The organism is Sphingomonas sp. J344 (assembly GCF_024700005.1).
GTDB lineage: Bacteria > Pseudomonadota > Alphaproteobacteria > Sphingomonadales > Sphingomonadaceae > Sphingomonas.
On sequence record NZ_JAJONB010000001.1, the window covers coordinates 250,973 to 275,094 of the forward strand.

A 24,122-nucleotide genomic window follows, 5' to 3' on the forward strand; every position below is an offset into this window, starting at 1 on the left:
AAATGCGCCCGCCGCTCCGGTCCTCCGCTATCGCTTCGGCCTTCGGTTCGCGCAGGGGCTGGACGCCGTGCCGACCGGTCGCGCGTCGCAAGCGGACCTCCCCGCACGCGCAACACAAGGAGACCTCAAATGCCTTCGATCGGAACCGTGACCCGCACCGCCCATGGCGGCTTCAAGGGCCAGCTCAAGACCCTTTCGATCCGCGCCGAGATCGAAATCACCCCCAATCGCGGCAAGTCGAGCGACGCGCAGCCAGATTATCGCGTCGCCGCCGGCGGCGTCGAGATCGGCGCGGGCTGGGTTCGCCAGGGCGAGGCCTCGGGACGCGATTATGTGTCGCTGAGCCTCGCCGCGCCCGAATTCGGACCGCGCCGCATCTATGCCAATCTCGGCCGCGCGGCGGGCCAGGACGACGACGATGTCTTCGCCCTGATCTGGAACCCCGCGGACTGAGACCCGCCCCGCCCCGCGCCGCATGCGGCGCGGGGCCATTGGCGTGCTTGGACCCGGCAAAGGGGGATCGAAAACAGGCGGACACGATTTCGATCCTGCCGCGCACAGGCGCGAGAGGGCATCGCTCGGGGCACCGGGCGGCATCTGCGCCGCCTGTCATCGGGAGCCGGTGCGATGCGCGACGAGGACGATATTATCGAGCGGGCGGCGCGTGCAAGGCGTGGCACGCCCTTCCTCACCACCGAGCAGGCCGCCGCCTATCTTGCGCTCTCGCCGCGCCTGCTCAAGACGCTGCGCAGCCGTGGCGAGGGGCCGGTGTTCCGCCGCCACAGCCGCTCCGTCCAATATCATATCGACGATCTCGACAGCTGGTCGCGCGCGCAATCACGCCAAGGGGTGCGCGATGCGCAAGGCTGACCCCGGCCGGCCGAATGGCCCGCTCTTCGCCTGGGGCGATGCGCTCCGCGCGACGCGCGCGCTTCGCCGCCGCCACGCGCGGATCGCCGGGCTCGCGCTGGTTGCGGCCCTGCCCTGCATCGCGACACTGGTCGTCGCCCCGCCCCCGCTGCTGGTCTGGAATGCGAGTTCAAGCATGCCGATCGGGCTCTATCGCGTCGCGCCAGGACGGGCCGCCGAGCTCGGTGAACTGATGATCGCCTGGCCGCCCGAACATGCGCGCGCACTTGCCGCTCGGCGGCATTATCTCCCCGCCAATGTCCCGCTGGTGAAGCGCGTCGCAGCGATGCCGGGCGACGACGTCTGTGCGCTCGGGCGGCGGCTGTTCGTCAATGGCATCTTGCGTGCGACCCGGCTTGTGGTCGACCGCGCCGGGCGCTCATTGCCGCGCTGGCAGGCCTGTGTCCGACTGCGCGACGGGCAGCGTCTGTTGCTCGCCGACGCTCCGGACTCGTTCGACGGGCGCTATTTCGGGGTGAGCGCACCGGGCGACATCATCGGCAGGGCGACCCCGCTCTGGACGCGCAGCGAAGCACGCGAACCATGAGCCGCGCGGGCGCGAAGCGCACGCCCATTGCGGGCGGAATCGCGCTGATGTGGGGCGTCTGCGCTGCCACGAGCGCTGCGCAGACTGCACCGGGAGTTCAGCAGGACGCGCCATCGGCAGCAGTCATGGACGACCCGCCGCGATCGCCGCCTGCGCCGATCGATCGCGCCGATCCGGTCGCGCGCTGGCAGGCGCATATCGATGAAGCAGCGCAACGCTTCGGCATTCCCGCGAGCTGGATCGTCCCCGTCATGCGCGCCGAAAGCGGTGGGCGCACCATGCTCCACGGTCGCCCGATCCGCTCGAACAAAGGCGCGATCGGCCTGATGCAGCTGATGCCGGGCACCTGGGCAGAGCTGCGCGTTCAGCTCGGACTGGGCACCGATCCCGACGACCCGCGCGACAATATCCTTGCCGGAGCTGCCTATCTGCGCGCGATGTACGACCGGTTCGGCTATCCGGGACTGTTCGCCGCCTACAACGCTGGGCCAGCGCGCTACGCCGCCCATTTGCGCGGCAAGGCTTCGCTCCCGGCCGAGACCCGCGCCTATCTTGCGCAAGTCGCAGGAGCGTCGGCGGTCGCGCCAACGTCGCGCGATGGTCCGCGCACCAGCGCTTCGGAAGCTCGCCCCGAGCCACTGTTCGCGGTGCATCGCGCTGCGCAGGACCAGGTCAGTAGCCTCAGAGATGGCGTGGGGGGCAGACCCAAGTCCCGACGGCCTGTTTGCGATCCGCCGCGATGACCAATGAGCCTCACAGGATAGGAGGGGGACGTCTCGATAATCCAAGCATGGCGGCGGACGGAGCGGCTTTCAAGGCCTGCGGGTACCCCCCGATTTACTGCGTAAATCGGCTCCCCCAACGTCCGCTTCGCGGCGCCTGCGCTGACGCTCCGGCGGCCCTGACAGCCGCCCCGCCCACCGCCCCGACAGGGGCGTTCCCGATCCCGGGGACGCATCACTGGAGGATCGTTATGACCAGCATTCAGTCCAGCGCGCGTGGCGCACATCTTGTACAGGCAGCTCTGGCCTCGGGGCTCGCGCTCGAATTTGGCGGCGTGGTTGCAGATGCATTGGCCGCGCGGTTTCTCGATGCCGAGGAGACCGATTTCCATTGGGACGCGCGCGTGTCCGAACGCTGGCTCGGCTGCTGGGAGTGCGACGCGGACAGCGGCGAGGTCGAGCTCGACCGGGTCGCGATCCTCGGCAAGCTCGATGGCCGCTGGTTTACTGCGCAGTGCATCGTCGATGGCGAGGGAGCGCCGCACGGACTGCTCGCATGTCGGCGGTTCCCACGGGCGCGAGACGCACGGCGCGCTTATGCCGATGCGCGCTGAACACAGCATTCATCGCCGGGTCGCGACGTCCATCGGGCATCGCGGTCCGGCCTTTCTTGTGAGCCGTCCGGAGCTTTGGCGGCGGGAGGATCTGGCTGGCGGTTGGGTGCGGGAGGGGGTGAGGAGATGTTTGCAAGATAAAGGCAGTGCCTCGCTACCCTCGCCAACTGATTGTCTGCACATCCTTTTTTCGCGAGACACTGGGCAAGGCCGGGGAGACAGCGGCGGTCTGAACCACGGAAATCTGCGGGTTTTCGAGCCGATCTGCGAGACTTGTTCAACGCGCCGGTGGCGGCCATGAGCGAGGACGACCTCGAGCCCCGGCTTGGCCGGATCGGCAACAAGCCACGGCGCGGCAGCCAGCGTTATCTAGGCAAAGTGACCGCAGCTGCCGCGCGCGCGGGCGGCCTTAAGCCCGGGCGCCGGCGCTTCGATGGCAGCCGCATCGGACGCGGCTCGGCGATCGGTCGGCTGCTGTCGCAACGCGCCTCCAACACACGGTTCGCCGGCCGCCGCGCGGTCGTCAAAACGCGCCTCGTCCGGCTTGGCGGAAAAGGGGTGACGGGAGCACGCACCCATTTGCGCTATCTCCAGCGCGACAGCGTCACCCGTGAAGGCGGTCCGGGCACGCTTTATGGCCCCACGGAAGACAAGGCCGATGGGCGCGCCTTCCTCGATCGCAGCAGCGACGACCGGCACCAGTTTCGCTTCATTGTCTCGGCCGAAGATGGCGATCAGCTCGAAGCCCTGCGCCCGCTCACCCGTCGGCTGATGGCGCAGATGGAAATCGACCTCGGGACCCGGCTTGACTGGGTCGCGGTTGATCACTTCGACACCGGCCATCCGCATACCCATATCTTGCTGCGCGGAGTCGATGACACCGGCGCCAATCTGGTGATCGCGCGCGACTATATCGCGCATGGCGTACGCGCCCGCGCCGCCGAGCTGATGACGCTCGACCTGGGACCGCGCACCACCCACGAAATCGAAGCCCAGCTGCGCCACGAGATGACCGCTGAACGGTTCACCGGCATCGACCGTAAATTGCTGCGCGCGATGGACGATGCGCGGGTCGTCGGCGCCGCCTCGCGCAGCCCCTTCGAGCAGGCGCTGCGCGCCGGTCGATTGAAGACGCTCGGGCGCATGGGGCTGGCCGACGCGCTGGGTGCCGGGCGCTGGCGACTGGCGGATGAGCTTGAGCCGGTTCTGCGCGCGATGGGCGAGCGCGGCGACATCATCCGCACGATGCAGCGCGAGATGACCGCGCAGCGCCTCGGTCGAGTGCCCGAGACCGGAGTGATCTTCGGCAGCGACCAAAGCCAGGCCACGATCACCGGCCGCGTCGTCGTCCGCGGGCTCTCGGATGAATTGCGCGACCGCCATTATCTGCTGGTCGATGGCGTCGATGGACGGACCCATTATGTCGATATCGGCAGGGCTGACGCCACCGAGCCGCTGCCAGTTGGCGGGATCGTTGAGGTCAATGCACGCAGCGCAGACCCGAGGCAGGTCGATCGCACGGTCGCGGAGATCGCAGCGGCCAATGAGGGACGCTATTCCGCCGAGCTCCACCTTACGCACGACCCAAAGGCCAGCACTGAATATGTGCAGAGCCATGTCCGCCGCCTCGAGGCGATGCGGCGCGCGGGCTCCGGCGTCGAGCGCGAGGGCGATGGCAGCTGGCGCATTGCCGCCGACCATCTCGATCGCGCGCAGGCTTTTGCGCGAACGCAGCGGCGTGAGCGACCGGTCGAAATCAAGCTCCTTTCGGCACTCCCGCTCGAACAACTGCCGCAGGCCGATGGCGCGACCTGGCTCGATCGCGAACTGGTGGGCGGTGATCCTGTTGCAGCGCGCGACGCTGGGTTCGGCCGCGAGGTCCGCGCGGCGCTGACGGCGCGGCGGCAATGGCTGCTCGATCAGGGGCTCGCCCAGGTTGAAAATGGCCAGCTGCGCGCGCGTGCGGACCTGCTGGCTGCGCTCGAACGCGGCGAGTTGCGGCGTGTTGCCGGGACGCTCGGGCACGAGCGTGCCCTGCCCTATGCTAAACCGGTCCCGGGCGAGCGGATCGAGGGACGGCTGATACGCCGTGTCGACCTTGCAAGCGGCCGGTTCGCACTGGTCGAGAACAGCCGCGAATTCACCCTGGTCCCATGGCGCCCGACGCTCGAGAAGCAGATCGGCAATCAGGTCAGCGGGATCATGCGCGGAGATGGGATCAGCTGGCGGTTCGGGCGTGGACGCGGCGGCCCTGAGATCGGCTGATCTCTGGCAAGGTTCGGAGGTCAGACGCCCGCTTCGATCCGCAGGAGTTCGAGCCGTTCGCGGCATACCGTCTCAACAATATCCCGAAGGCGCTGCACCGCGACCGCGATCGCATCGAGATCTTCACTCGAGATCGCGTAGCTCGAGGAATAGCGCGCCTCGACATAGGCGCGCTTGAGGAGTTCGAACCGGCGTCGATCGGCCCGATTGGCGCGCGGCCAGGCCTCGATCAGACGGTGTTCCTTGTCCTCCGCCAGCGAGCGCAGGAATTTGATGTTGTGCGAGCGGGGGAAGTATAGCGTCTGGACGAGGAGGAAACAGGCATAGGCCGTTTCTGTCGCTTGATGAAAATTGAAGGCGGCATGCTTCAGATACACGCCTCTCTTGGTCCGCACGTTCAAGCTGGGAACTCGCCGTTTCCATCCAGACTTCAAGATCTGCGAACCTAACCGAGAAGTAAGAGGCCGCGAGTTCGTATGCGTCACGAGGCGAGAGCGCTTTTGGTGAAGCTAGCGCGTGGTTGGGCAATTCATAGAGGGCAACCCCATCGCGAGCGATATCCACCCAAAAATACTCGCCGCGCTCAAGCGCCTTGTTCACCTCATCGAGCGTATGCACGATGAGATTTACGGGACGGTCGATCGCCTCGTCTCGAAGGATCTTGTCCTCAGCCACATACCAATAGTCTGCGACGTCGGTGAGATCAGCGTGACTGACCACAATCAGCAGATCATAGTCGGACTGGTACCCGTTCTCCGGTTCATCGACCCAATCGTCGCGCGCATAGCTTCCAAAGAGGATGATCTTGAGGATCTTGCCGTTACGTTTCCATGGCTGGGTAGCGCCGGCGATCGCCGTCTCGAATTCAGCCATCAGCGTCCGCTGGACGCGTTGCAGCTCCGTCCTCTGTACAAGAGGCAGGTGGTCGAGATCGCTACGCATCGCTGCGGCCTGCGGTGACGCCGGACAACATCCTGAAATCCTAGCCTGCCGAGGACTCCGCAACAACCTTGATGGTGGCCAGTTTCAACCTCCCCATCATGCGATCCTCCCTGCTCCAGCGTTCCCGCTCCCGGTCAATTGCGACCGCGGAGAGAGACAATGGGACACGCACAATATGATCCGATGATGCTGACAAGGCCGGCTTGGAACGCGGGAAAGGTCGTTGGCACCAAACGACCGCTCACACAGAAGCAAATATGGGCCATTCGCTTCTTTCTGGATCGTGAGGGCCGACTGCGTGACAGGGCCTTGTTCGACCTCGCGATCGACAGCAAGCTGCGAGGATGCGATCTGGTCTCAATCACGATTGGCGACGTAGTCTACGGTTCAGCGATCAGATCGCGTGCGATTGTCACGCAACACAAGACCGGCAAGCCAGTCCAGTTCGAAATCACCGCAGACGTACGAGCGAGCCTGCTTGCCTGGCTTGATCGGCGTGGAGGATCGACGGACGATTTTGTGTTTCCAAGCCGTGTCGATCGTTCCGGTCATCTAAGCACGCGCCAGTATGCAAGACTGGTCGACGAGTGGGTTGTCGCAATCGGCCTGCGTAGCGAGGCCTACGGCACCCATTCGTTGCGACGGACCAAGGCAGCAATGATCTATAAGGCGACGGGCAATCTGCGGGCCATCCAAACCCTATTAGGACATACGAAGATCGAAAACACGGTCAGGTACTTGGGCGTCGATATCGAAGACGCGCTGGTTCTTGCCGAGCGGACTGAAATCTGAAAATTTGGGCGGCTCACTCAGAGGGCTTGAGCCGCCCATCCCCGACCGCTTTGCGCCCTAGTTCCGGTCGTTCGCCATGCCCCTCGCTGATCCCGAAAGCGGTCGTTCACCCAAGCGGTGATGGATCGGCTGCCTTTGGGCGGGAAACGGTCCGGCGACTTGGAAGCAACAATCAGCAAAAAGCGGGCAACAGGCCGCGCTTCCCGATCAGCTGCCTTTGTCGCAGGCGCTGGTGGCGGCGCGCGTCACCCGCTAACTACGGTTGCACCTCAAACGACACTTTGAAACAGGTGCCACCGTCGGGTCGGTGACCGCTCGTCAACACTCCGCCGAGTTGTCTGGCAAGCGACACGACAACTCGCATGCCCAAGCTTTGGCTGGTAGCTGTCGGGTCGAAGTCTTTCGGAAGATCGCGACCGTCGTCCGAGACGATCAAGGCATGCTGATTGGCCTCGATCTCATAGCGTACCTGGATCAGCCCCCGCCCGTGCTTGGCCGCGTTCGTCACCAGTTCGTTGACGAGCAGTCCGATGGGTTGGATGATCGTGGTTGGGATAACGCCTTCATCACCGCTTACGTCAATTTCTCGATCGAGAATCGACGCGAGCTCGGCGCATAACCGCCTGAGGAACGTGATGCAGGATGTCTGATCGGTCGCCTCGACGTAAAAATGCCGGTGCACCTGCGCGACTGCAGCAACGCGGTTGGCGGCAAGCTGGAGATGACCGACTGTATCCGGGTCAGTGAGCGCTCGGCTTTGCATTGAAAGCAAGCTCGATACGAATTGCAGGCTGTTCATCACCCGATGGTCGATCTCCTTGGCCATCAACTCAGCCTGGGAGACCCGCGCGTCGCGCCGAAAGCTGCATTTCGATCTGGTCCATCACAATCGCTGCAAGGTCTTTCAGGTCGTCGATCTGCGACTGGTCGATAGGCCTTGCCTCCTTGTCGATGATACACAGCGTCCCAAGATTATGGCCGTCGTCCGTGGTCAGGGGCACGCCAGCATAAAAGCGAAGCCCGAAGTCGCCCGCTACCAACGGGTTGGCGAGCGAGCGGGGATCGATGCTTGCATCGGTGAGGATGTGCGGATCGTCAGAAAGAATGGCCGAGGCGCAAAGGCCGGGATCGCGTCCGATCTGCTTAACCGGTACCCCATGGTGCGATTTGAACCAGATTCGGTCCTCATCGACGATGCTGATGATTGAGATCGGCACCCGGAAACGCCGCGCCGCCAACGCGGTGATTCGATCGAACGCACCATCAGGTGGCGTATCGAGTATGTCGTAACGCCGAACGGCCGCGAGGCGTAAGGGCTCATCTGCTGGAATAATTGATGCGCTGGCCATTAGAACTCGCTTTTGCCTCGGCTGGAATTGTTCCGAGGTGGCCCCGCAAGTACCATGAACATTGCCGCATGTGAACGTCTACGGATCAATAAGGTACTGACTGCGTTAACAAAATTCGCGAGGAGTTTATCGCATGTACCATGTTTTGATCATCGAGGATGAACCACTGGTCGCAATGGCCATCCAGGATATTCTGGAGTCACAGGGTGCGACGTCGTTTGAAATAGCTGATACGCAAGAGGCGGCTGTCTCCGCAGCAACAGCTCACCAGCCCGACATGATCACTTCCGATGTGAAGCTGCTGGAGGGTACGGGGCCGCACGCAGTGGCTGAGATCCACAGGAGGTTGGGGCCAGTTCCAGTGATCTTCATCAGTGGAACACCTGAAGAGTGCATACCATGCAACCCGCCCGGTTCAATCGTGCTCAAGCCCTTTACGGCGCAGGCCCTGATCTCCGCGTTTCGCGAAGTCGGCATCGCGGCTATATAGCCAAACAAAGCCTCCTGATTGGCCGCATTTCCCCATTGAGAATGGCAACTTGCGGGATCAGGCAGCCACTCGATCCCGCTGCTGGCCAACGGCAGCTTTCACCGCGCCTCGGCCAAAAGCTGTCATCCCGCTACCGGCCCATTTTCGGCCATTGCCCGGCAGGGGTGACGCACGGCGGGATGTGGGCCGTAAGCGGTCTGGCGGCTTTTGGCAGGACGAACCACGAAAGCAGCCATCGCGTGACTTGCGCGGACAGTGGGTAGATCCCCGCCAAGAGGCTAGTGGATTTCTGCGTTTCAATCCGCTCAACTGCTAGAGGTTATCTCCGACCATCGGTCGCTAGAGGTCAGGTGGATTCGGGGTGGCGACCAAGGCTTATGCGCTTGCTCAATATACATTGCCTCGAACCGGTAAGCTGGATTCGCTAATCTGGCATCGCGAGGTCATGAAGTAGCCGCCTTAAAGCCGGACCCCGAATCGTCCCAGCACAACCGTCATCCCCGCATAGAGCAGCACCGTCAGCACGCATCCGGCTGCGAGCGACGGCAAGAAACCGACGCCACGCTTGAGTAACAGTGGGATCACCAAGAACATCGGCAGGCTGGGAAGCACATACCAGAAGGTCGCGAGTGCGTGATCGGCCATCAGCGTTATGTCGGGTTTGTCGCGCCAGAGCCAGATCATGCCGAGGACAGAGACCAGCGGCAGCGACGCGACCAGCGCGCCGAAGCCGGGGGAGCGGCGGGCGATCTCCGAGACGAGCGCGATGAGCACGCCGGAAATCGCCGCCTTGATTGCTAGGTAGAGCATCAGACCTCCTGAACCGCGCTATGCGCATGCGCCACCATCTTCAGCCCTGCACCTATAACCTTCAGAACCAGGCACGGACCCCCAGGACGAGACTGGTCGCATGCGTATCCTCGCCGGACGCACGCGCGAAGGATGCGGTTCGTCCAAACTTTCGCTCATGCACGATGCCTACATAGGGCGCGAACTCGCGCGCGATCTCGTAGCGCAGACGGAGCCCCGCCTCGGCGCTCGAGAACCCGCCCCCCGATGCCGAGCGCCGGGATGTCCTGTGCCGATAGCTCGAACTCGATCTTCGGCTGAAGGATCAGGCGCTGGGTCAGACGCTGGTCATATTCCGCCGACGCACTGGCGCGCAGTTCCCCCTGTGTCGAGAGCGACAGATAGGCATCGACCTCAAACCAATAGGGCGCGAGCCCTTCGATGCCGATCACGGCATGGGTCCGGTCGGGACCATGACCAATCTCCTGTCTCAGACCGCCCTGAAGATTGAAATAGGGGCCGATCGCGCGTGAGTAGAGCGCCTTGAAATCAACGCCTTCGATCGCCTCGCCAAAGGTGCCTTCGCCTTCAGCCTTCAACGCGAGGCGGTTGATGTCACCGCCGAACCATGCGTCGGTCTCGAAACGATATCCTTCATGTCCCTTGGCGATGGTCAGCTCGGCCAGATCGATCGTCACCTTGCTGAACGTGCCGCCACCGTGATGGCGGCGCAGGTCGTCGCGGGTCGGCTGCATCGCCTCGCGGCCCCAGACGCGGTCGGCATAGTTCGCCGCGACGGGGGCGGGTGCCGGGCCAGTGCCCGGCGCCAGGTCGGTGCCGACCGCATCCTCTGCCGGTGCCGCGTCCTTGGGTGTGCAGTGCCCCATTTTTGCGTGTTCGGGGGGACAATCCGGGTCGTTCGTGGGGGGCTCGCCGGCGCCTTGGTATCAGGCATCTGGCAATGCCCCATCGCCGCATGCTCTGGCGTGCAGGCTGACGCGGCCTGAGCCTCAGCCTTGGGAGCCGCCATCGGCGGCATCGTCTGTCCGGCGGGCGCAAGACCCATGGCAGAAACAAAGCCGGTCCCGGCGAGAAGTAGGCTGCCGATCATGCCGCGTCCTCCTGCGGGCGCACGGTCACGACCTGCATCATCCCGGCATGCATGTGATAGAGCATGTGGCAGTGGAACGCCCAGTCGCCCACTGCGTCGGCGGTGAAGTCGAAGGCAGCGGTGCCGCCAGGCTGAACGTTGACGGTGTGCTTGCGCGGCGAATGGTCGCCATGCCCCGTCACCAGCTCGAAGAAATGTCCGTGCAGATGGATCGGGTGGGTCATCATCGTGTCGTTGACCAGGGTGACCCGGACGCGTTCGCCTTCGGTGAACGGGATCGGGGCGCCAACCTCGGACAGCTTCTCGCCATCGAATGCCCACATATAGCGTTCCATATTGCCGGTCAGGTGGATGCGCACTTCGCGCTCAGGGCCGCGAATGTCGGGGTTTCGATCGAGCGCGACCAGATCACGATAATTGAGAACGCGATGGCCGACATCGTCCAGCCCCTGTCCAGGTTCGCCCATCCGATCGACTGGCATCGGCGAGATCGACTGGACCGTCGGCGTCTTGGCAACGTCAGGCGCGACCGAGAAATCGCGCATCGAATGCTTCATCGCGGTGCCAGCGCTGTGTTCCGCGCCGTCGCCGCTTGGCATCGTGCAATGGCCCATGGCCGCATGCTCAGGCGTGCAGGCGGCAGCGCCATGACCGCCCATGCCACCCATTCCCATATCCTTCATCGTCGCCAGCGGTCGCTTGCGCAGCGGTGGCACCGGTGCGCGCATGCCGGGCCGAGGTGCCAGCGTCGCGACCCCCATTCCCGAGCGATCAACCGTCTCGGCGACGAAGGTGTAGGCGCGGTCCTCGCTCGGCTCGACGATCACGTCATAGGTTTCTGCGACCGCGATCTGGAACTCGTCGACCGCAACGGGGCGCACATTCATTCCGTCCGCCTGCACGATGCTGAGCTTCAGCCCCGGAATGCGCAGGTTGAATGTCGTCATCGCCGACGCATTGACGATGCGCAGCCGCACCCGCTCGCCCGGTCGAAACAGGCCGGTCCAGTTCTCTTTCGGGCCATGGCCGTTGACGAGGTAAGTGTATGTCGCGCCGGTGACGTCAGAAATATCGGTCGGGTCCATCCGCATCTTGCCCCAGGCCATCCGCTCGGCGGCCGACATCGCTTCGCCGTCGGTCGCGGTCAGCTTCTGGTGGTTGAAGTAACCGCCCATCTGCTTGAGCTTCTGGAAGATCCGGTGCGGATGCATGAAGCTGTAGTCGGACAGCACGATCACATGCTCGCGATCGGACTGGATCGGATCATCGCCTTCGGGATCGATCACGATCGGGCCGTAATGGCCCATCTGCTCCTGCAACCCCGAATGGCTGTGATACCAGTAGGTGCCTGCCTGAACGATCGGGAACTCGTAGGTAAAGGTGGTGCGTGGCTTGATCCCAGGAAAGCTGACCCCCGGCACCCCGTCCATGTGAAAGGGGAGGATCAGGCCGTGCCAATGAATCGAGCTGTCTTCGTCCAGAGCGTTTTCGACATGAAGCCGGACATTCTGCCCCTCGCGCAACCGGATCAGCGGCCCCGGCACGGTGCCGTTGATCCCGATCGCATGGCCGTGGCGGCCGTCGAGATGGATCATCTGGTGCGCAATGCGCAGCCGGATGTCTTCGCCGGACACCGTCTTGAGGTCAGCAACCAGACCGGGAGAATTGCTGCGCGCCCATGCCGGCATCCATTGCGAAAGCGCAAGGGCAGCGCCCCCCATCCCGACGCCGCCGAGCAGCTGTCGTCGATCCATTGTTCGAACCATGGCTTGTTAAAGCTCCGTTGAATTGCACCTGACTACGCGCCGATGCGGGTCATCCCTCACGGCGATGCATGCTGTGGGCTCAGTGCGTGGCAAGCAGCGATGGTTTTGCCACCATCCACACCGCCATCGCGACCATCATCACATTCTCGGTCAGCGAGACGAAACCCAGCGGAACCTTGCTGTCGCCGCCGACGCAGGCGCATTTGAGCTCCCGCCGCTCGATATAGACGGCATAGAACACGGATACCGCGCCGATCGTGCCGATGAACAATGCGATGGGCACCGAAAGCCACATCATCGTCCCGGTGACCATCAAAATGCCGGCGGCAAGCTCAGCAAAGGGATAGATGCGGCCATAGGGCACCCACCGCTTGGCCAGCAGGTCGTAGTTGAGGAACATCGTCGCGAAACTCTCGACATCCTTGAGCTTCTGAAGGGCGAGCAGACACATGGCAAAAGCGATGAACCACTCGGCCGCGCGAACCGTAAACAGGCTCTGTTCGATTGCCCAGCTGGCCGAAAGCGCCATCGCGGCGGCGACGCCGAACAGCGCGATGACCGGGACATAGGTCACCGCGTCCTTGTCGCGGACGCGCTTGCCCAGATAGCGGCGCAGATCGTCATAGCCGCCAATGCGCCGTCCATCGATGAAGACCTGCGGCGTGGTCGCCACCCCATGCTCTACCTTGAACGCATCGGTTTCGGATCGCGTCGTCAGGTGATGGTCATCGACCGAAAAGCCTTCGCGCCGGAGCAGATCGAGTGCCTTCAGGCCGTAGGGACAGGTGTGCTTGGGCATCACCATACGAAACAATTCTGCGGTCTTTACGGTGCGTGCCACGTCGAACTCCTTGAATTTGCGGAGTCAGGGTCGCTTCCAACCCCAACGTGATGGGCCAATAATCCTTCCAACCATTGGAAGGTCAAGCCGGTGCCGCTATATTTTTTGCGTCGGTATCAGCGGGCGGACAGACATGAATATAGGCACGGCGGCGCGGTTAACGGGAATCTCGGCAAAGATGATCCGCTATTATGAAGAGATCGGGCTCATCCCGCCCGCGGATCGCCGCGATTCTGGCTATCGCGACTATTCGGATGCCAATGTCCACGAGCTACGGTTCATCGGGCGCGCGCGCGACCTGGGATTCTCGGTCGCGGAGATTTCCGAACTGTTGGGCCTGTGGCGCGATCGCGAACGCAAGAGCGCCGATGTGAAGGCAATGGCGGCGGGCCACATCGGCAAGCTTCAGGCCAAGATTAACTCTTTGCAGGCTATGGCCGACACGCTGAGGGATCTTGCGTCGCATTGCGCGGGGGACGATCGGCCGGAATGCCCGATCATCGCGAAGCTGAACGATCCGTCGGATCACCCTGCATCGAGCAGATAGCGGCGCGCGCGGTATAACCGCGTCTCGACCGCTTTCTCGCTGATTCCGAGCAGTTCGGCGACCTGCGCCTGGGTCAGTTCGTCGATCGTCCGCAGCAGCAGCACTTCTCGCAAGCGCGCGGGCATTCCCGCTATCCTCCGTTCGATGCTGGTCAGTTCGCTGCGGTCGGCCAGTTGGCGATCGGGCAAGGCAGCGTCATCGGCGACATTCTGACCCTCGCCGATCGGCAGCAGTGCCCGAAGCGCCGCGCGCACGCGCTCCTTGCGCCGCCAGTCCCGCGCCTTGTTGAGCGCGATCCGCGCGAGCCAACCCCGCAGCGGGCGATCGGGATCATAACGCCGAAGCGCGGCATGCGCCGACACGAACGCCTCCTGAACCAGGTCGAGCGCTTCGTCGGGATCGCCAACCAGCCGGACGATGATGGCGTAGAGATAGCGTTTGTAGCGCCCGACCAGAATGGCGAACGCGCGCTGGTCCCCTGCCAGCGTTCGCGACACCAAAGCGGCATCGCTGCCATCGTCGCCGACGCTCACTTGGGCGCTTCGACAAGCGCCTTGGTCACAGCCTCATCGAACACCCCGACCTGGTCGTCCCGCAGCAACGCGCGCATAGCGAAGACATGCGCGACGGTCGCTTTTTGAAGCTCGCCCATCGTCATGTGTGTGGCGTCGATCGCCGCCTCGACCGCAGGGCCGTTGCGGTGCTCCGCCTGGATTGCGGCGGCGAGCCGACGATTGTCTGCGCGCATCCGCGCCTCGAGCGACCGTCGCTGCTCCGCGAAATCGCGCTCCAGAACCTCCAGCTTTTTCGCCTGCTCGGCGTCAAGGTTCAGCCGTTCGTGGAGCACGGCGTGAATATCGACCGAGGGTTTGACGGGGTCAGGGATCAGAAAATGCGCGACCAGCGCGCCGCACAGCGCAGCAACAAACGCAATCAACGCGAGTCCGGCGCGACGGCGGATCATTCGGCCGCGCTGCCCAGCAACAGCGTGGACGGCGCCAGCGGCCCCGGCTCAACCAATCCATGCGGCGTTGCGGCCACCGCGCGCTGGCCGGGCACGCCTCCAAAGACTGCGCCGATCAACAACGCGCCCGTCGCAAGCATTACGGTCATGCGCGGCCCCACCGCGTCGGAACTGCGCGCATCGATGCCTGCGATGATACGTTCCTCGATGCCGTCGAGGCCGGGATGCTCGGACCAGCGCGTCTGCGCCATGTGGGCGGTATAGTCGATTTCGGTTGCCATCTTTTTCGTCTCCGCCCCTCACTACGTGCGTATGGGCGTGTGCCCTCGAAATTTCGAGGGGTGCGATGTGCCTGCACGTATCATGCATCGAACCAACTGGAGTAGTTCATGCGCTTCCTTTCGAAATCCATGTTCGCAGCAGCGATCTTCTCGCTGCTCGCGGTGCCGGGCATCGCGCTGGCCCATCCCAAGCTGCTGTCCGCGAGCCCGGCGGCGAATGCGACGGTCAAGACCGCCGCGCGCATCGTCCTGAAGTTCAGCGAGCGGCTGACGCCGAAGCTGTCGGGAGCGACGCTGACCATGACCGGCATGCCGGGAATGGCCGACCACCCCGACATGAAGATGACGGGCGTCAACTCGGCCGTCGGCAGCGATGGCAGCTCGATCGTGCTGACCTCGGCCAAGCCGCTCCCGGCTGGCACCTATCGGGTCGATTGGCACGTCGTCGGCGGCGACACGCATCGGATCACCGGCACGCACAGCTTCACCATCGGCTGACATGATCGGGGTAATAGCGGGGGAAGGCGTGGCAGTCGCGCTGCGCTTTCTCCTCTACCTCGATCTGATGGCAATCGCCGGGTTGCTCCTGTGCGCGCAGCGAACCGCGCCGACCGCGGTGTCGCCGCGTTTGATCGCCTTGCTCGCTGCCATTGGCGTGGTGGTCACTGCCGCGCATTTCGCGGCAAGCGCCGCAGCCATGGTCGGCGGTGATGAAGCCCTTCTCGATACCGAAATGCTGCGCTTCATCGCGCTCGAAACGAGCCACGGAAAAGGGGCGGTGGTCCGACTTCTGGCCTTGGGCGCGCTGCTTGTGCTTACCGTGCTAGCGCGATCCGAACGTTCCCCCTGCTGCCAACAATGCTGGGCGTAGTTGCGCTCGCGAGCCTCGCCTGGTCTGGCCATGCGGGGGCTGGCGAGGGTGCGACGGGCGTCCTGCATAAGGCGTCCGACATCTTCCACCTGATCGCGGCCGCCATCTGGATCGGCACGCTGGTCCTTCTGCTCGTTGCAATCGGGCGGCGCGAGCCCGCGATCGACGAGATCGTCCCGGCATTGCGCCACTTCGCGAACACAGGCACGGCAGTCGTCGGTGTGCTGATTGTGACCGGCGTGATCAACCTCGCCTTGATCGCCGATCTCGCCCGTCCCGTGCAGTTGATCGCGAGCGACTATGGCCAGACGCTGGCGGTCAAGATCGCCCTGTTCCTGGCGATGCTCGCATTCGCGGCGGCAAATCGCTGGCGCTTCACCCCGCAACTCGAACATGCCGCCGGTCGCGACATGCGCGCGATCCGCATCAGCCTGTTGCTCGAATTAGCGCTCGGCATCACTGCGGTGCTGGTGGTTGCGCTCCTTGGAACGCTATCACCCGACTAGCGCTTGGTCGCCGATGACCAGTGAATATGGACGATCTTCCACACGCCAGCCGTTCGACGCAGGATCATCGTCTCCGTGCCGGTAAGGGCAAGCGTTTTCCCCTTCAAAGTGCCGGTCGTCTCGGTTTCGCTGGTGACCCAGGCGGACTCGGCTCCGATCCAGAACGTACGCTTCACCAGCTTGCGTTGGGTCGCGCCCGCGAACTCGGCGTCCGCTTTAAGATGATGGTTCGCATATTCCGCCTTGCTGCGCTCTGCCCGACCGGACTCGTAGATCAGCACATCGTCGCTCAGCAGCCTGAGCGCGGCTTCGACTCTCCCCTCAGCCAACGCTAAGTGAAACCTGTCCACCGTCGCGATTGGTGGTTGGACGGCGGCGATGTCCTCAGCGGTTGTGGCGATTGCGAGTGGTGTCTTGCTCAAGCCGACAAGCGCCAGCGTCATTGCGATCAACAGTCCTGTATTCATCATTTTCCCCCTCCACCGGCCATATAAATACGCGAACTGCCAATGTGTCCCTCATCGGGCGTGGCCACACGTTAGGGTCGGGACCCATAAACGGGATTCCCTTGGCGGCTGGGATGTGATTCATGCGCTGCGCCAGCAGGAGCGTGGATTTGAGCGAGTTTTGGTTGAGTGAAGCCCAGTTCGAGCGGCTGCGTCCGCTGCTGCCGGACAAGGTGCGCGGTGTGGCGCGGGTCGATGATCGGCGGGTGATCAGCGGCATCATTCATGTGGTGAAGTCGGGCGGGCGCTGGGTCGACGCGCCGGCCTGCTACGGGCCGAGGAAGACGCTCTACAACCGGTTCGTGCGCTGGGCGGCAAAGGGTGTGTGGCAGGAGCTGTTCGTCACGCTCGCGGCAGCAGGCGGGCCGCCCGCCGAGGTCCTGATCGACAGCACGCATATGAAGGCGCACCGCTCCGCGGGCGGTGGAAAAGGGGGGCGCTCGTCCAGGCGATCGGGATCAGCCGGGGCGGCCGCAACAGCAAGCTCCACGCGCTCACCGACGGCGAAGGTCGGCCGCTCCGCTTCCTGCTGACCGGTGGCCAGGTCGCCGACTGCCGCGCAGCCGATGTGTTGCTCGATGATCTCGCGCCGCGCACCATCGTGCTCGCGGACAAGGCTTACGACAGCAATGCGATCCGCGACCTGATCGAGCGGCAGGGTGCCGTTCCGAACATCCCCTCCAAGACGAACCGCCGCTGGAAAAGCTGCTTCTCCAAGACGCTCTACAAGGGCCGCAACGCCGTCGAGCGCATGTTCTGCCGCCTCAAGGATTATCGCCGCATCGCCACCCGCTACGACAAGCTCGCCACCAACTTCCTCAGCGCCATCTACCTCGCCGCAGCCGTCACATGGTGGTTATGAGTCCCGACCCTAGTCGAAAATTCGCGAGAGCTGACATTAGTCGTTGTTGCTTTCCCCGTGGCGCCGCTCCGGCATCCGGCGGGAACTGTGAGCTGAAGCGATGGTTCACCTAGCCAGTACAAACAAAACTGGGGATCGAAGCCGTGTCGCACGAGCAGGACGAGACCGCATTGCGGGCGCTTGCCGATGCCCTTGCGGATGCCGGAAGGATCCATCGATCCGCTGCGGGGACAGCCGACGATCCCGGGTTGACCCGGATCATGAACGATCGCGCGGATCGTCTGGAGGCACTCGCCAGCAAGGTGTCGACAGGGATCAAGGGGAAGCCCGGCTCGATGCTGCAATTCCTTGATCGGCTGAAACTGGGGATCGATCAATGGTTCGGCGACGACGACGATGCTGCGGTCGTCGCGAGCCGCGAAGCGAAAGACCGGCTGCGCATCCTGATCGACGATTATGCGGAAGACTCGGAAATCGACCCCGACGTCCGCGCCGCGTTTCTGGACATCCGCGACAGGATCGGAACTGGCGCGCCGGCACCGACCGACACTGGGCTGACCAGCCTGCCGAACTAGCGCAGCATCTCGTCCGTGCGGTCGAGTTCGCCGTCCAGCGGGTCGCTTCCGATCCCCTCCAGCCTGCTCCCGGACACATAGCTGGCACGCGCAAGCACCTGCGCGACGAGCGGCAGGGTGATGAGCAGAAAGATCAGGGTGAGAAGGCCGGTGCCGGTTCGATCGATCGTGCCGGTCAGCAATGCGCCCAGGATCAGCAGGGCCGTGCCCAGCGTGCCCGCCTTGGTGGCGCTGTGCATGCGCTGCAACGGGTCGCGCAGGCGAATGACACCGATCGCCGCCGCGAGAACAAACGCGGTGCCAAGCGTCATCAGCACCATCGCCACGACGATCATGGTTCCCTCCGCTTCCGTTCGAGAAATGCCGCGAACGCCAATGTCGCGACGAAGTTGATCAGTGCAATACCGAGCGCGATGTCGAGAAACGCACCGCGCCCGGTCGTCACGGCGGTCAGTGCGGCAAAGCCGACCGCGATCGCCGTCAGCATATCGAGCGCGATCACGCGATCGGCAAAGCCCGGCCCACGCACCATCCGCCATCCGGCCAGCACCAGTGCGATGGCGAGCACCAGGCCGAGTACGGCGGACAGGATCGTCAGCGTCATGCCTCCAGCTCCAGGATCCAGCGTTCGTAGAGTTGCTTGAACCGCGCGACCGACGCCTCGGCATCTTGGGTATCGAGGATGTGAAGATAGAGGCGCGTGCGGTCGTCCGACACGTGCAGACAGGTCGACCCCGGTGTGAGCGAGGTGAAATAGGCGAACAGCGCCACGGCCCAGGGCCGTCTCACCGACACGGGCACGGCGATGATCGCCGGATGCGTGCGGATCGTCGGCGCCAGCACGATACGTGCGACCGAGACGGATGCGACGACCAGGTCCCACAGAAAGATCGCGGTCAGGACGCATATCGCCCGGAGACGGCGGAGTTGCTTCATCCCTGTCCCTCCAGCAACCGCGCCGACAGCTGCGCGATCGACCACAGCCATTGCGGCATCAGCCCGATCACCACGGTGGCGGCGGAGAGCAGTGCCATCGCCACCAGTCCGCTCTTCGGCACCGCGCGCATCGATGTGCGCCGCGCATCCTTCCAGCAGGCATCGGACCAGAAGGTCGACATGGAAACGATCGTCAGCAGGCCCGCCAGCAAGGCGACACCGCCCAGCCAGGCCATGTCGGCGTCGAGGCTCTCGCGGATCACGAACAGCTTCGCCCAGAAACCTGAAAAGGGCGGGATGCCCGACAGTGACAATACCGGAACCGCGAACAGCAAGGCGAACAGGGGCTCGCGCCGCACGATGCCACCCGCGCGGGTCAGATCCCAGCTGGCCGAGGCACGGCGGATCAGCCCGGCCCCGAAAAACAGGTTCGCCTGCACGATCATCGAATGCACCATGTAGAAGATCGCTGCGGTCACCCCGTCGCGCGTCCCCAGCGCGAGCGCCGCCATCATATACCCGACCTGCGCGACGACATGATATGCGAGGATGCGCCGCATATCGGTTTGTCCCAGCGCGCCAGCGACGCACAGCAGCATCGTCAGCGCGGCGATGCCACCGAGCAGAGGTGTCAATTGGGCGCCCCCCGGCGCACCTCGCCCCACCCCGAAGATCACCACCATCACCAGCAGGAGCGCATAGAAACCCATCTTGGTCAGCAGCCCCGCGAACACCGCCGCTACCGTGGTCGGTGCCGTGTGATAGGAGGCCGGAAGCCACAGGTGGAACGGCGCCAGCCCCGACTTCAGCATCAGCCCGCCGAGCAGCAGCGCCGCGGCAACTGCCGATGCGACGCTTGCCGGGCTGTCCGCCAGCACCGCCCCCGCCGTCCGGATATCGAGCGTACCGGTCATGCCATAGATCATGCCGACGCCGATCAGGATGAAGGTCGCGGCCAGCATCGCGAACGCGGCATAACGGATCGCGCCGTCGATCTGCGCCGGGCGGCGGTCGATCGTCAGCAGTCCCAAGGCGGCGAGCAAGGCGAGTTCGAACCAGACGTAAAGGTTGAACAGATCGTTGGTGAGGCAGGCACCGTTCATCGCCCCGGCCATCGCCAGCATCAACGCATCATACCCTCCGCGCCGGCGGCGCGGGCCGATATCACCGATGGCATAGATCGCCGCGGCGAACAGGATCAGCGCGGTCACCACGACCAGCGCGGAACCTGGAAGTGCCGCCGAGAAACCGATGCCGAACCCCTGTGGCCAGCCGCCGAACACCGTCAGGGGGACGCGCGGATCGACCATCACGCGAGTGAGCAGGGCGACCGAGGCCAGCAGGACAAGCCCGCTCGCCGCCAGCCCTGTCATCAGCGCCGCCGCAGGATGCTTGCGCAGCAGCAGCGCCAGCGCCGCGCCCAGAAATGGCACCAGCACGGGCAGCGTGAGCAGAAGCGCGTCACCCATGCAGGTCATCCCGTTCCTGAGCCGGGCCGACCATCTCCGCGGCATCCACCTCGCGCGCATCGACCGTACCGCCCGAACGCCATGCGCGCAGCACCAGCACGCCCAGCATCACCGTCAGCGCGAACCCGATGACGATCGCGGTGAGGATCAGTGCTTGTGCAACCGGATCCGCGGACACGCCCAGCGCCTTGGCACCATCGCGGATGATCGGGGGCTGTTCGCTGCCAATCCGCCCGGCAAGAAACAGCAGCAGGTTGGTGCCGGTCGCGAGCAGGGACAGACCGAGCAGCATCCGGACGAGATTGCGCGACAGGATCATGAAGATCGCGCAGCCGATGATGCCCGCCCCGGTGAGCGCGTAAAGGATCGTCACTTCGTCGCCTCCCGCTGAAGGCCGAACAGGAAGGCCAGGACCGCGCCGAGTACGACCAGATAGACGCCGAGGTCGAAGATCATCGTCGTGCCCAGCTTGGGAAACCAGACAGGCTCCCACCACAAATGGGTGAGATAGGGACGTCCGGCGATCAGGCCCGGCAGCCCGCTGGCCAGGGTACAGGCCATGCCGATGCCCACCAATGTCAGCGGTCCGGCGCGCAATGTCCGCTCCGCGCGCTCGACCCCATAGGCCAGCGACAGCAGGGCGAAGGACAGCGCCGCGACGAGCCCGCCGACGAAGCCGCCACCCGGCTGGTCATGCCCGCGCCACAGGATCACCAGCGACGCCGCGAGCAGGGTCCAGCTGAGGACACGCCCAAAGGCCTGAAATGAGAAATGCACCGACGGCTGCGCCGCTTCCTGCGCCGCGCGGCCGCGACGCATCAGCAGCGAGCGGGCCAGCACCGCCGCCATCGCGATCACCATCGTCTCGCCCAGCGTATCGAAGGCGCGGAAGTCGACCAGGATCACGTTGACGACATTATGACCCTTGCCACCGAGATAGCTCATCTCGCTATAAAAGGCGCTGGCCGCCGAGCCTTGCGGACCAGCCGCCATATCGACGATGCCCGCCACCAGCATCAGCGCCATCACCCCCGCGACGACCGCGTCACTGCGCCGCATCGCCGTCGTGCGGGTGGCTGGGCTGGCCAAAGGGACCGCCATCAGCAAGGCGGTCAGCAATACGACCAGCAAGGCCTCGACCGCGAACTGGGTGAGTGCGAGATCGGGCGCACCGTTCATCATGAAGGTAAGGGCGATCGAAAAGCCGGTAAGGCCGGTCGCGATCATGGCGGTGAACAGGGATTGCGCACGCGTCGCCGCGACCGCGCCGCCGAGCCCGACCAGCGCCACCAATGCGGGGGCAAGGCGCCATGTGCCGGCGTCGGGCAATCGTGGCACGGCGCCCGCCGCGATCACGGACCAGGCGATCAGCCCCGCCATCCCGCCCACGACCACCAGCAGATAGCGGCGTAGATCGCCATGCTGGACCCATCCGGTCAGCGCGCGCGAACCGTGCATCAACCCGCGCAGGCTACGCTCCCACAGCTTCTCGAGGGCAAGCCGATCGAACCGCTCGGCGCCGCGCAGCCGGATGTGGATCTGTCTCCAGTACCGCACGATCAGCGCGCCGATGCCGATCACCACAGCGCTGAGCATCAGCATCGGCGTTAGGCCGTGCCAGACCGCGATATCGACATCGACCGCACGTCCATAGACCGCCGCCACCGCCGGACGTAGCGCGACGCGCGTGATCCAGTCGGGGTCGAGGCTGATGAGCAGGCCTGCCACCGCCAGGAGCAAGGGTGGCGCGACCAGTGACAGGCTCTCGCCATTGCGAAGCTCGCGATGCTTGGCGCCGCCGAGGAAGAAGGGACGCAGCGTCACCACGCCTGCAACGCCGACCATCGCGGCATTGACGATGACCGCGATTGCCAGTGGGGCGGTCTCCCAGCTGCTTTCGATTTGCGCCTCGAACAGGAATTCCTTCGAGATGAAGCCGATAAAGGGCGGAATGCCGGCCATCGACAGGCTGGCACCGACACAGGCGAGCGCGGTGAACGGCAGCACCCGCGCCAGGCCGCCAAGCGCGCGCAGATTCTGCTGACCCGTAGCGTGCAGGACGACACCCGCGCAGAAGAACAGCGCCGCCTTGTACAAGGCATGGGCGAGCAAGAACCCGACCATCGCCACCGTCGCTGCGGGGCCGTCCAGCCCGACCAGCAGGGTAAGGATGCCCAGCGATGCGATCGTCGAATAGGCCAGCGCGGACTTGAAGTTCTCGGCCCGCAACGCCTGCAGCGCAGCGACCAGCATGGTAAGGCATGCCACCGTCACCACCACGCCCCGTCCCCAGCCTGTCGCGGCGAAGACCGGCTCGAACCGCGCGAGCAGATAAATGCCCAATTTCACCATCGTCGCCGAATGAAGATAGGCTGACGCCGGGGTCGGCGCCTGCATCGCATTGGGCAACCAAAAATGGAACGGGAACTGCGCCGATTTGGTGAAGGCCGCGATCAGGATGCAGGCGACGATGGGCGTGCCCAAGGGGCTCGCCGCGATGGTTTCGGCCTGCCGCACCGCCTCGGCCATCGAATAGCTGCCCAGCACATGGCCGATCATCAGCACTGCGGCGAGCAGCATCAGCCCGCCGAATGCGGTCACTTGAAGCGCCATCAGCGCCGCGCGCCGCGCGCGCGCGCTGCGGCTGTCGAACCCGACCAGCAGAAAGGACAATATGCTGGTCGCTTCCCAGAACAGCAGCATCACCAGCAGGCTTTCGGCCAGCACCGTGCCCAGCATCGCCGTCTGGAACAGCAGGATCAGGGTAAAGAAGCGCGTACGCTCCTGACGCGGCTTCCCGGTCAGATAGCCGCCGGCATAGACCACGACCAACGCGCAGATGCCGGTGACAAGCAGGCAGAACAGGAAAGAGAAGCCATCGAGCCGCAAGGTCAGATCGAGCCCGATCCGTGGCGCCCAATTCCTCCCCTCGCCCAACACCCAGCCGCGCTCGACCACCGGTGCCATGGAGACGAAGGCGGCGAGCAAGCCGATCGGAAGCAGTGCGATCACCAATCCCGCACCGCGCCCGATCACGCGTGCGGCGAGCGGCATCACACATGCCCCGATCAGGGAAATCAGCAGGATAACGAACATCTCCGGACCCAATGCCCCAGTTCGCGATCGGATGCATGCTTATTGGAAATGGAGGGCGAGTGGGGATCGGCGCGATGTCGATCCCCGAGCCGCCCCCGGAGGCAGGGTCGCCTGTCGTCCGGTCACCGTCCCAATCGCATGTCGCCGCGCAGTTGGTTTCTAGGTAACAGTTGTCATGCCTTTAGGCCGGGGGAGGCGGGGGGCGACGAACGGCAACTCGCTGGTTGCGCGCCGGTCTCGGTGCATGGCTGAGATTAGGGCGCATCCCGTCTATTGGCTTAGGTAGAGACCAGCCCTTCCGCTTCTGGGCCGGATGCTGCCTAGCAGCCTTTGTCGGTGAGAACGGCAAAGCTGCCGCGTCGCAAACGACGC

Annotated in this window: 33 protein-coding genes; 15 read left to right on the forward strand and 18 right to left on the reverse strand. The window is 64.4% G+C overall.

The window, feature by feature from the left end:
* The first annotated feature begins 129 nt into the window (after positions 1–129).
* The 6 genes from LRS12_RS01230 to rlxS all read left to right on the forward strand — a co-directional run bounded on the left by LRS12_RS01230 (position 130) and on the right by rlxS (position 5,057).
* Entirely contained in the window at positions 130–453 is a 324-nt protein-coding gene (locus LRS12_RS01230) for a DUF736 domain-containing protein (protein WP_257842927.1), read from the forward strand.
* Between the two features lie 174 nt (positions 454–627).
* The gene (locus tag LRS12_RS01235) at positions 628–870 is read left to right on the forward strand and encodes a helix-turn-helix domain-containing protein (RefSeq protein WP_257842928.1); all 243 of its coding nucleotides are present in this window, start codon (positions 628–630) and stop codon (positions 868–870) included.
* Positions 857–1,456, forward strand: coding sequence for a S26 family signal peptidase (locus LRS12_RS01240; protein WP_257842929.1), 600 nt, complete (start codon positions 857–859; stop codon positions 1,454–1,456). Before LRS12_RS01235 ends, LRS12_RS01240 begins: the two co-directional genes overlap by 14 nt.
* 125 nt (positions 1,457–1,581) lie before the next feature.
* Positions 1,582–2,199, forward strand: coding sequence for a lytic transglycosylase domain-containing protein (locus LRS12_RS01245; protein WP_257845402.1), 618 nt, complete (start codon positions 1,582–1,584; stop codon positions 2,197–2,199).
* A gap of 230 nt (positions 2,200–2,429) precedes the next feature.
* The gene (locus LRS12_RS01250; RefSeq protein WP_257842930.1) at positions 2,430–2,792 is read left to right on the forward strand and encodes a hypothetical protein; all 363 of its coding nucleotides are present in this window, start codon (positions 2,430–2,432) and stop codon (positions 2,790–2,792) included.
* Between the two features lie 297 nt (positions 2,793–3,089).
* Positions 3,090–5,057, forward strand: coding sequence for a relaxase/mobilization nuclease RlxS (gene rlxS, locus LRS12_RS01255; RefSeq protein WP_257842931.1), 1,968 nt, complete (start codon positions 3,090–3,092; stop codon positions 5,055–5,057).
* Between the two features lie 20 nt (positions 5,058–5,077).
* On the opposite strand, the gene LRS12_RS01260 is transcribed toward rlxS, so the two are convergent.
* Positions 5,078–5,452 carry a HEPN domain-containing protein gene (locus tag LRS12_RS01260; protein WP_257842932.1) on the reverse strand — a complete coding sequence of 125 codons (375 nt, stop codon included), beginning with the start codon at positions 5,450–5,452 and terminating at the stop codon, positions 5,078–5,080.
* Between the two features lie 121 nt (positions 5,453–5,573).
* Here LRS12_RS01260 and LRS12_RS01265 point away from each other — a divergent pair, with 121 nt between their 5' ends.
* Together LRS12_RS01265 and LRS12_RS01270 are read left to right on the forward strand one after the other, a co-directional pair.
* Positions 5,574–6,017 carry a hypothetical protein gene (locus LRS12_RS01265; RefSeq protein ID WP_257842933.1) on the forward strand — a complete coding sequence of 148 codons (444 nt, stop codon included), beginning with the start codon at positions 5,574–5,576 and terminating at the stop codon, positions 6,015–6,017.
* Positions 6,018–6,158: 141 nt separating this feature from the next.
* Positions 6,159–6,791, forward strand: a complete 633-nt coding sequence (locus LRS12_RS01270) for a tyrosine-type recombinase/integrase (RefSeq protein ID WP_257842935.1) — start codon at positions 6,159–6,161, stop codon at positions 6,789–6,791.
* 256 nt (positions 6,792–7,047) lie between these two features.
* Here the strand turns inward: LRS12_RS01270 and LRS12_RS01275 are convergent, their stop codons facing one another.
* Positions 7,048–7,617: a sensor histidine kinase gene (locus tag LRS12_RS01275; protein ID WP_257842936.1), complete on the reverse strand. Its 570-nt coding sequence runs from the start codon at positions 7,615–7,617 to the stop codon at positions 7,048–7,050.
* Positions 7,618–7,621: 4 nt separating this feature from the next.
* Entirely contained in the window at positions 7,622–8,140 is a 519-nt protein-coding gene (locus tag LRS12_RS01280; RefSeq protein WP_257842937.1) for a GAF domain-containing protein, read from the reverse strand.
* 133 nt (positions 8,141–8,273) lie between these two features.
* On the opposite strand from LRS12_RS01280, the gene LRS12_RS01285 reads away from it, so the two are divergent.
* Positions 8,274–8,630, forward strand: a complete 357-nt coding sequence (locus LRS12_RS01285) for a response regulator (RefSeq protein WP_257842938.1) — start codon at positions 8,274–8,276, stop codon at positions 8,628–8,630.
* A gap of 459 nt (positions 8,631–9,089) precedes the next feature.
* Here LRS12_RS01285 and LRS12_RS01290 read toward each other — a convergent pair whose 3' ends face one another.
* The 5 genes from LRS12_RS01290 to LRS12_RS01310 all read right to left on the reverse strand — a co-directional run bounded on the left by LRS12_RS01290 (position 9,090) and on the right by LRS12_RS01310 (position 13,101).
* Positions 9,090–9,440, reverse strand: coding sequence for a DUF3147 family protein (locus LRS12_RS01290; protein WP_257842939.1), 351 nt, complete (start codon positions 9,438–9,440; stop codon positions 9,090–9,092).
* A gap of 61 nt (positions 9,441–9,501) precedes the next feature.
* On the reverse strand, positions 9,502–9,648 hold the full coding sequence (locus LRS12_RS01295) for a copper resistance protein B (protein ID WP_257845403.1): 147 nt from the start codon (positions 9,646–9,648) through the stop codon (positions 9,502–9,504).
* Positions 9,596–10,306: a copper resistance protein B gene (locus LRS12_RS01300; protein WP_257842940.1), complete on the reverse strand. Its 711-nt coding sequence runs from the start codon at positions 10,304–10,306 to the stop codon at positions 9,596–9,598. The genes LRS12_RS01295 and LRS12_RS01300 overlap by 53 nt, the downstream gene beginning before the upstream one ends.
* A gap of 220 nt (positions 10,307–10,526) precedes the next feature.
* Positions 10,527–12,296 carry a copper resistance system multicopper oxidase gene (locus tag LRS12_RS01305; protein ID WP_257842941.1) on the reverse strand — a complete coding sequence of 590 codons (1,770 nt, stop codon included), beginning with the start codon at positions 12,294–12,296 and terminating at the stop codon, positions 10,527–10,529.
* Positions 12,297–12,375: 79 nt separating this feature from the next.
* The gene (locus LRS12_RS01310; protein ID WP_257845404.1) at positions 12,376–13,101 is read right to left on the reverse strand and encodes a glutaredoxin; all 726 of its coding nucleotides are present in this window, start codon (positions 13,099–13,101) and stop codon (positions 12,376–12,378) included.
* A 169-nt stretch (positions 13,102–13,270) separates the two neighbouring features.
* On the opposite strand from LRS12_RS01310, the gene cueR reads away from it, so the two are divergent.
* Complete coding sequence (gene cueR / locus LRS12_RS01315; RefSeq protein WP_257842942.1) at positions 13,271–13,684, forward strand: Cu(I)-responsive transcriptional regulator; 414 nt, start codon at positions 13,271–13,273, stop codon at positions 13,682–13,684.
* Here the strand turns inward: cueR and LRS12_RS01320 are convergent.
* Genes LRS12_RS01320 through LRS12_RS01330 form a run of 3 tightly spaced genes read right to left on the reverse strand, consistent with a single transcriptional unit; the run spans position 13,663 to position 14,929 of the window.
* Positions 13,663–14,217, reverse strand: coding sequence for an RNA polymerase sigma factor (locus LRS12_RS01320; RefSeq protein WP_257842943.1), 555 nt, complete (start codon positions 14,215–14,217; stop codon positions 13,663–13,665). The two genes, cueR and LRS12_RS01320, sit on opposite strands and share 22 nt — an antisense overlap.
* On the reverse strand, positions 14,214–14,648 hold the full coding sequence (locus tag LRS12_RS01325; RefSeq protein WP_257842944.1) for a periplasmic heavy metal sensor: 435 nt from the start codon (positions 14,646–14,648) through the stop codon (positions 14,214–14,216). The genes LRS12_RS01320 and LRS12_RS01325 overlap by 4 nt, the downstream gene beginning before the upstream one ends.
* Positions 14,645–14,929, reverse strand: coding sequence for a hypothetical protein (locus LRS12_RS01330; RefSeq protein ID WP_257842945.1), 285 nt, complete (start codon positions 14,927–14,929; stop codon positions 14,645–14,647). The genes LRS12_RS01325 and LRS12_RS01330 overlap by 4 nt, the downstream gene beginning before the upstream one ends.
* Positions 14,930–15,037: 108 nt before the next feature.
* Here LRS12_RS01330 and copC point away from each other — a divergent pair, with 108 nt between their 5' ends.
* The 3 genes from copC to LRS12_RS01345 are packed head-to-tail and all read left to right on the forward strand — an operon-like array spanning position 15,038 to position 16,306.
* The gene (gene copC, locus LRS12_RS01335) at positions 15,038–15,427 is read left to right on the forward strand and encodes a copper homeostasis periplasmic binding protein CopC (protein WP_257842946.1); all 390 of its coding nucleotides are present in this window, start codon (positions 15,038–15,040) and stop codon (positions 15,425–15,427) included.
* 28 nt (positions 15,428–15,455) lie between these two features.
* Positions 15,456–15,800, forward strand: a complete 345-nt coding sequence (locus tag LRS12_RS01340) for a hypothetical protein (RefSeq protein ID WP_257842947.1) — start codon at positions 15,456–15,458, stop codon at positions 15,798–15,800.
* Complete coding sequence (locus tag LRS12_RS01345; protein WP_257842948.1) at positions 15,788–16,306, forward strand: CopD family protein; 519 nt, start codon at positions 15,788–15,790, stop codon at positions 16,304–16,306. Before LRS12_RS01340 ends, LRS12_RS01345 begins: the two co-directional genes overlap by 13 nt.
* Here the strand turns inward: LRS12_RS01345 and LRS12_RS01350 are convergent.
* The gene (locus LRS12_RS01350) at positions 16,303–16,749 is read right to left on the reverse strand and encodes a nuclear transport factor 2 family protein (protein WP_257842949.1); all 447 of its coding nucleotides are present in this window, start codon (positions 16,747–16,749) and stop codon (positions 16,303–16,305) included. The genes LRS12_RS01345 and LRS12_RS01350 overlap by 4 nt on opposite strands.
* A 146-nt stretch (positions 16,750–16,895) precedes the next feature.
* Here LRS12_RS01350 and LRS12_RS01355 point away from each other — a divergent pair.
* A protein-coding gene (locus tag LRS12_RS01355) for an IS5 family transposase (protein WP_374580061.1) occupies positions 16,896–17,674 on the forward strand; the annotation gives its coding sequence in 2 pieces (ribosomal slippage) (positions 16,896–17,253 and positions 17,253–17,674; 780 coding nt in all).
* Positions 17,675–17,817: 143 nt separating this feature from the next.
* A complete protein-coding gene (locus tag LRS12_RS01360) occupies positions 17,818–18,249 on the forward strand; it encodes a hypothetical protein (protein WP_257842950.1) in 432 nt (143 codons plus the stop codon).
* Here the strand turns inward: LRS12_RS01360 and mnhG are convergent.
* The 6 genes from mnhG to mbhE are packed head-to-tail and all read right to left on the reverse strand — an operon-like array spanning position 18,246 to position 23,708.
* Positions 18,246–18,584, reverse strand: coding sequence for a monovalent cation/H(+) antiporter subunit G (mnhG, locus tag LRS12_RS01365; RefSeq protein WP_136943469.1), 339 nt, complete (start codon positions 18,582–18,584; stop codon positions 18,246–18,248). The two genes, LRS12_RS01360 and mnhG, sit on opposite strands and share 4 nt — an antisense overlap.
* Positions 18,581–18,853 (reverse strand): monovalent cation/H+ antiporter complex subunit F, encoded by a 273-nt coding sequence (locus LRS12_RS01370; protein ID WP_136943468.1) that lies wholly within the window; start codon positions 18,851–18,853, stop codon positions 18,581–18,583. Before LRS12_RS01370 ends, mnhG begins: the two co-directional genes overlap by 4 nt.
* Complete coding sequence (locus tag LRS12_RS01375) at positions 18,850–19,185, reverse strand: Na+/H+ antiporter subunit E (protein ID WP_136943467.1); 336 nt, start codon at positions 19,183–19,185, stop codon at positions 18,850–18,852. Before LRS12_RS01375 ends, LRS12_RS01370 begins: the two co-directional genes overlap by 4 nt.
* A complete protein-coding gene (locus tag LRS12_RS01380; protein WP_257842951.1) occupies positions 19,182–20,654 on the reverse strand; it encodes a proton-conducting transporter membrane subunit in 1,473 nt (490 codons plus the stop codon). The genes LRS12_RS01375 and LRS12_RS01380 overlap by 4 nt, the downstream gene beginning before the upstream one ends.
* The gene (locus LRS12_RS01385; protein ID WP_249276588.1) at positions 20,647–21,027 is read right to left on the reverse strand and encodes a sodium:proton antiporter; all 381 of its coding nucleotides are present in this window, start codon (positions 21,025–21,027) and stop codon (positions 20,647–20,649) included. Before LRS12_RS01385 ends, LRS12_RS01380 begins: the two co-directional genes overlap by 8 nt.
* Positions 21,024–23,708 carry a hydrogen gas-evolving membrane-bound hydrogenase subunit E gene (mbhE, locus tag LRS12_RS01390; protein WP_257842952.1) on the reverse strand — a complete coding sequence of 895 codons (2,685 nt, stop codon included), beginning with the start codon at positions 23,706–23,708 and terminating at the stop codon, positions 21,024–21,026. Before mbhE ends, LRS12_RS01385 begins: the two co-directional genes overlap by 4 nt.
* Positions 23,709–24,122 lie beyond the last annotated feature (414 nt).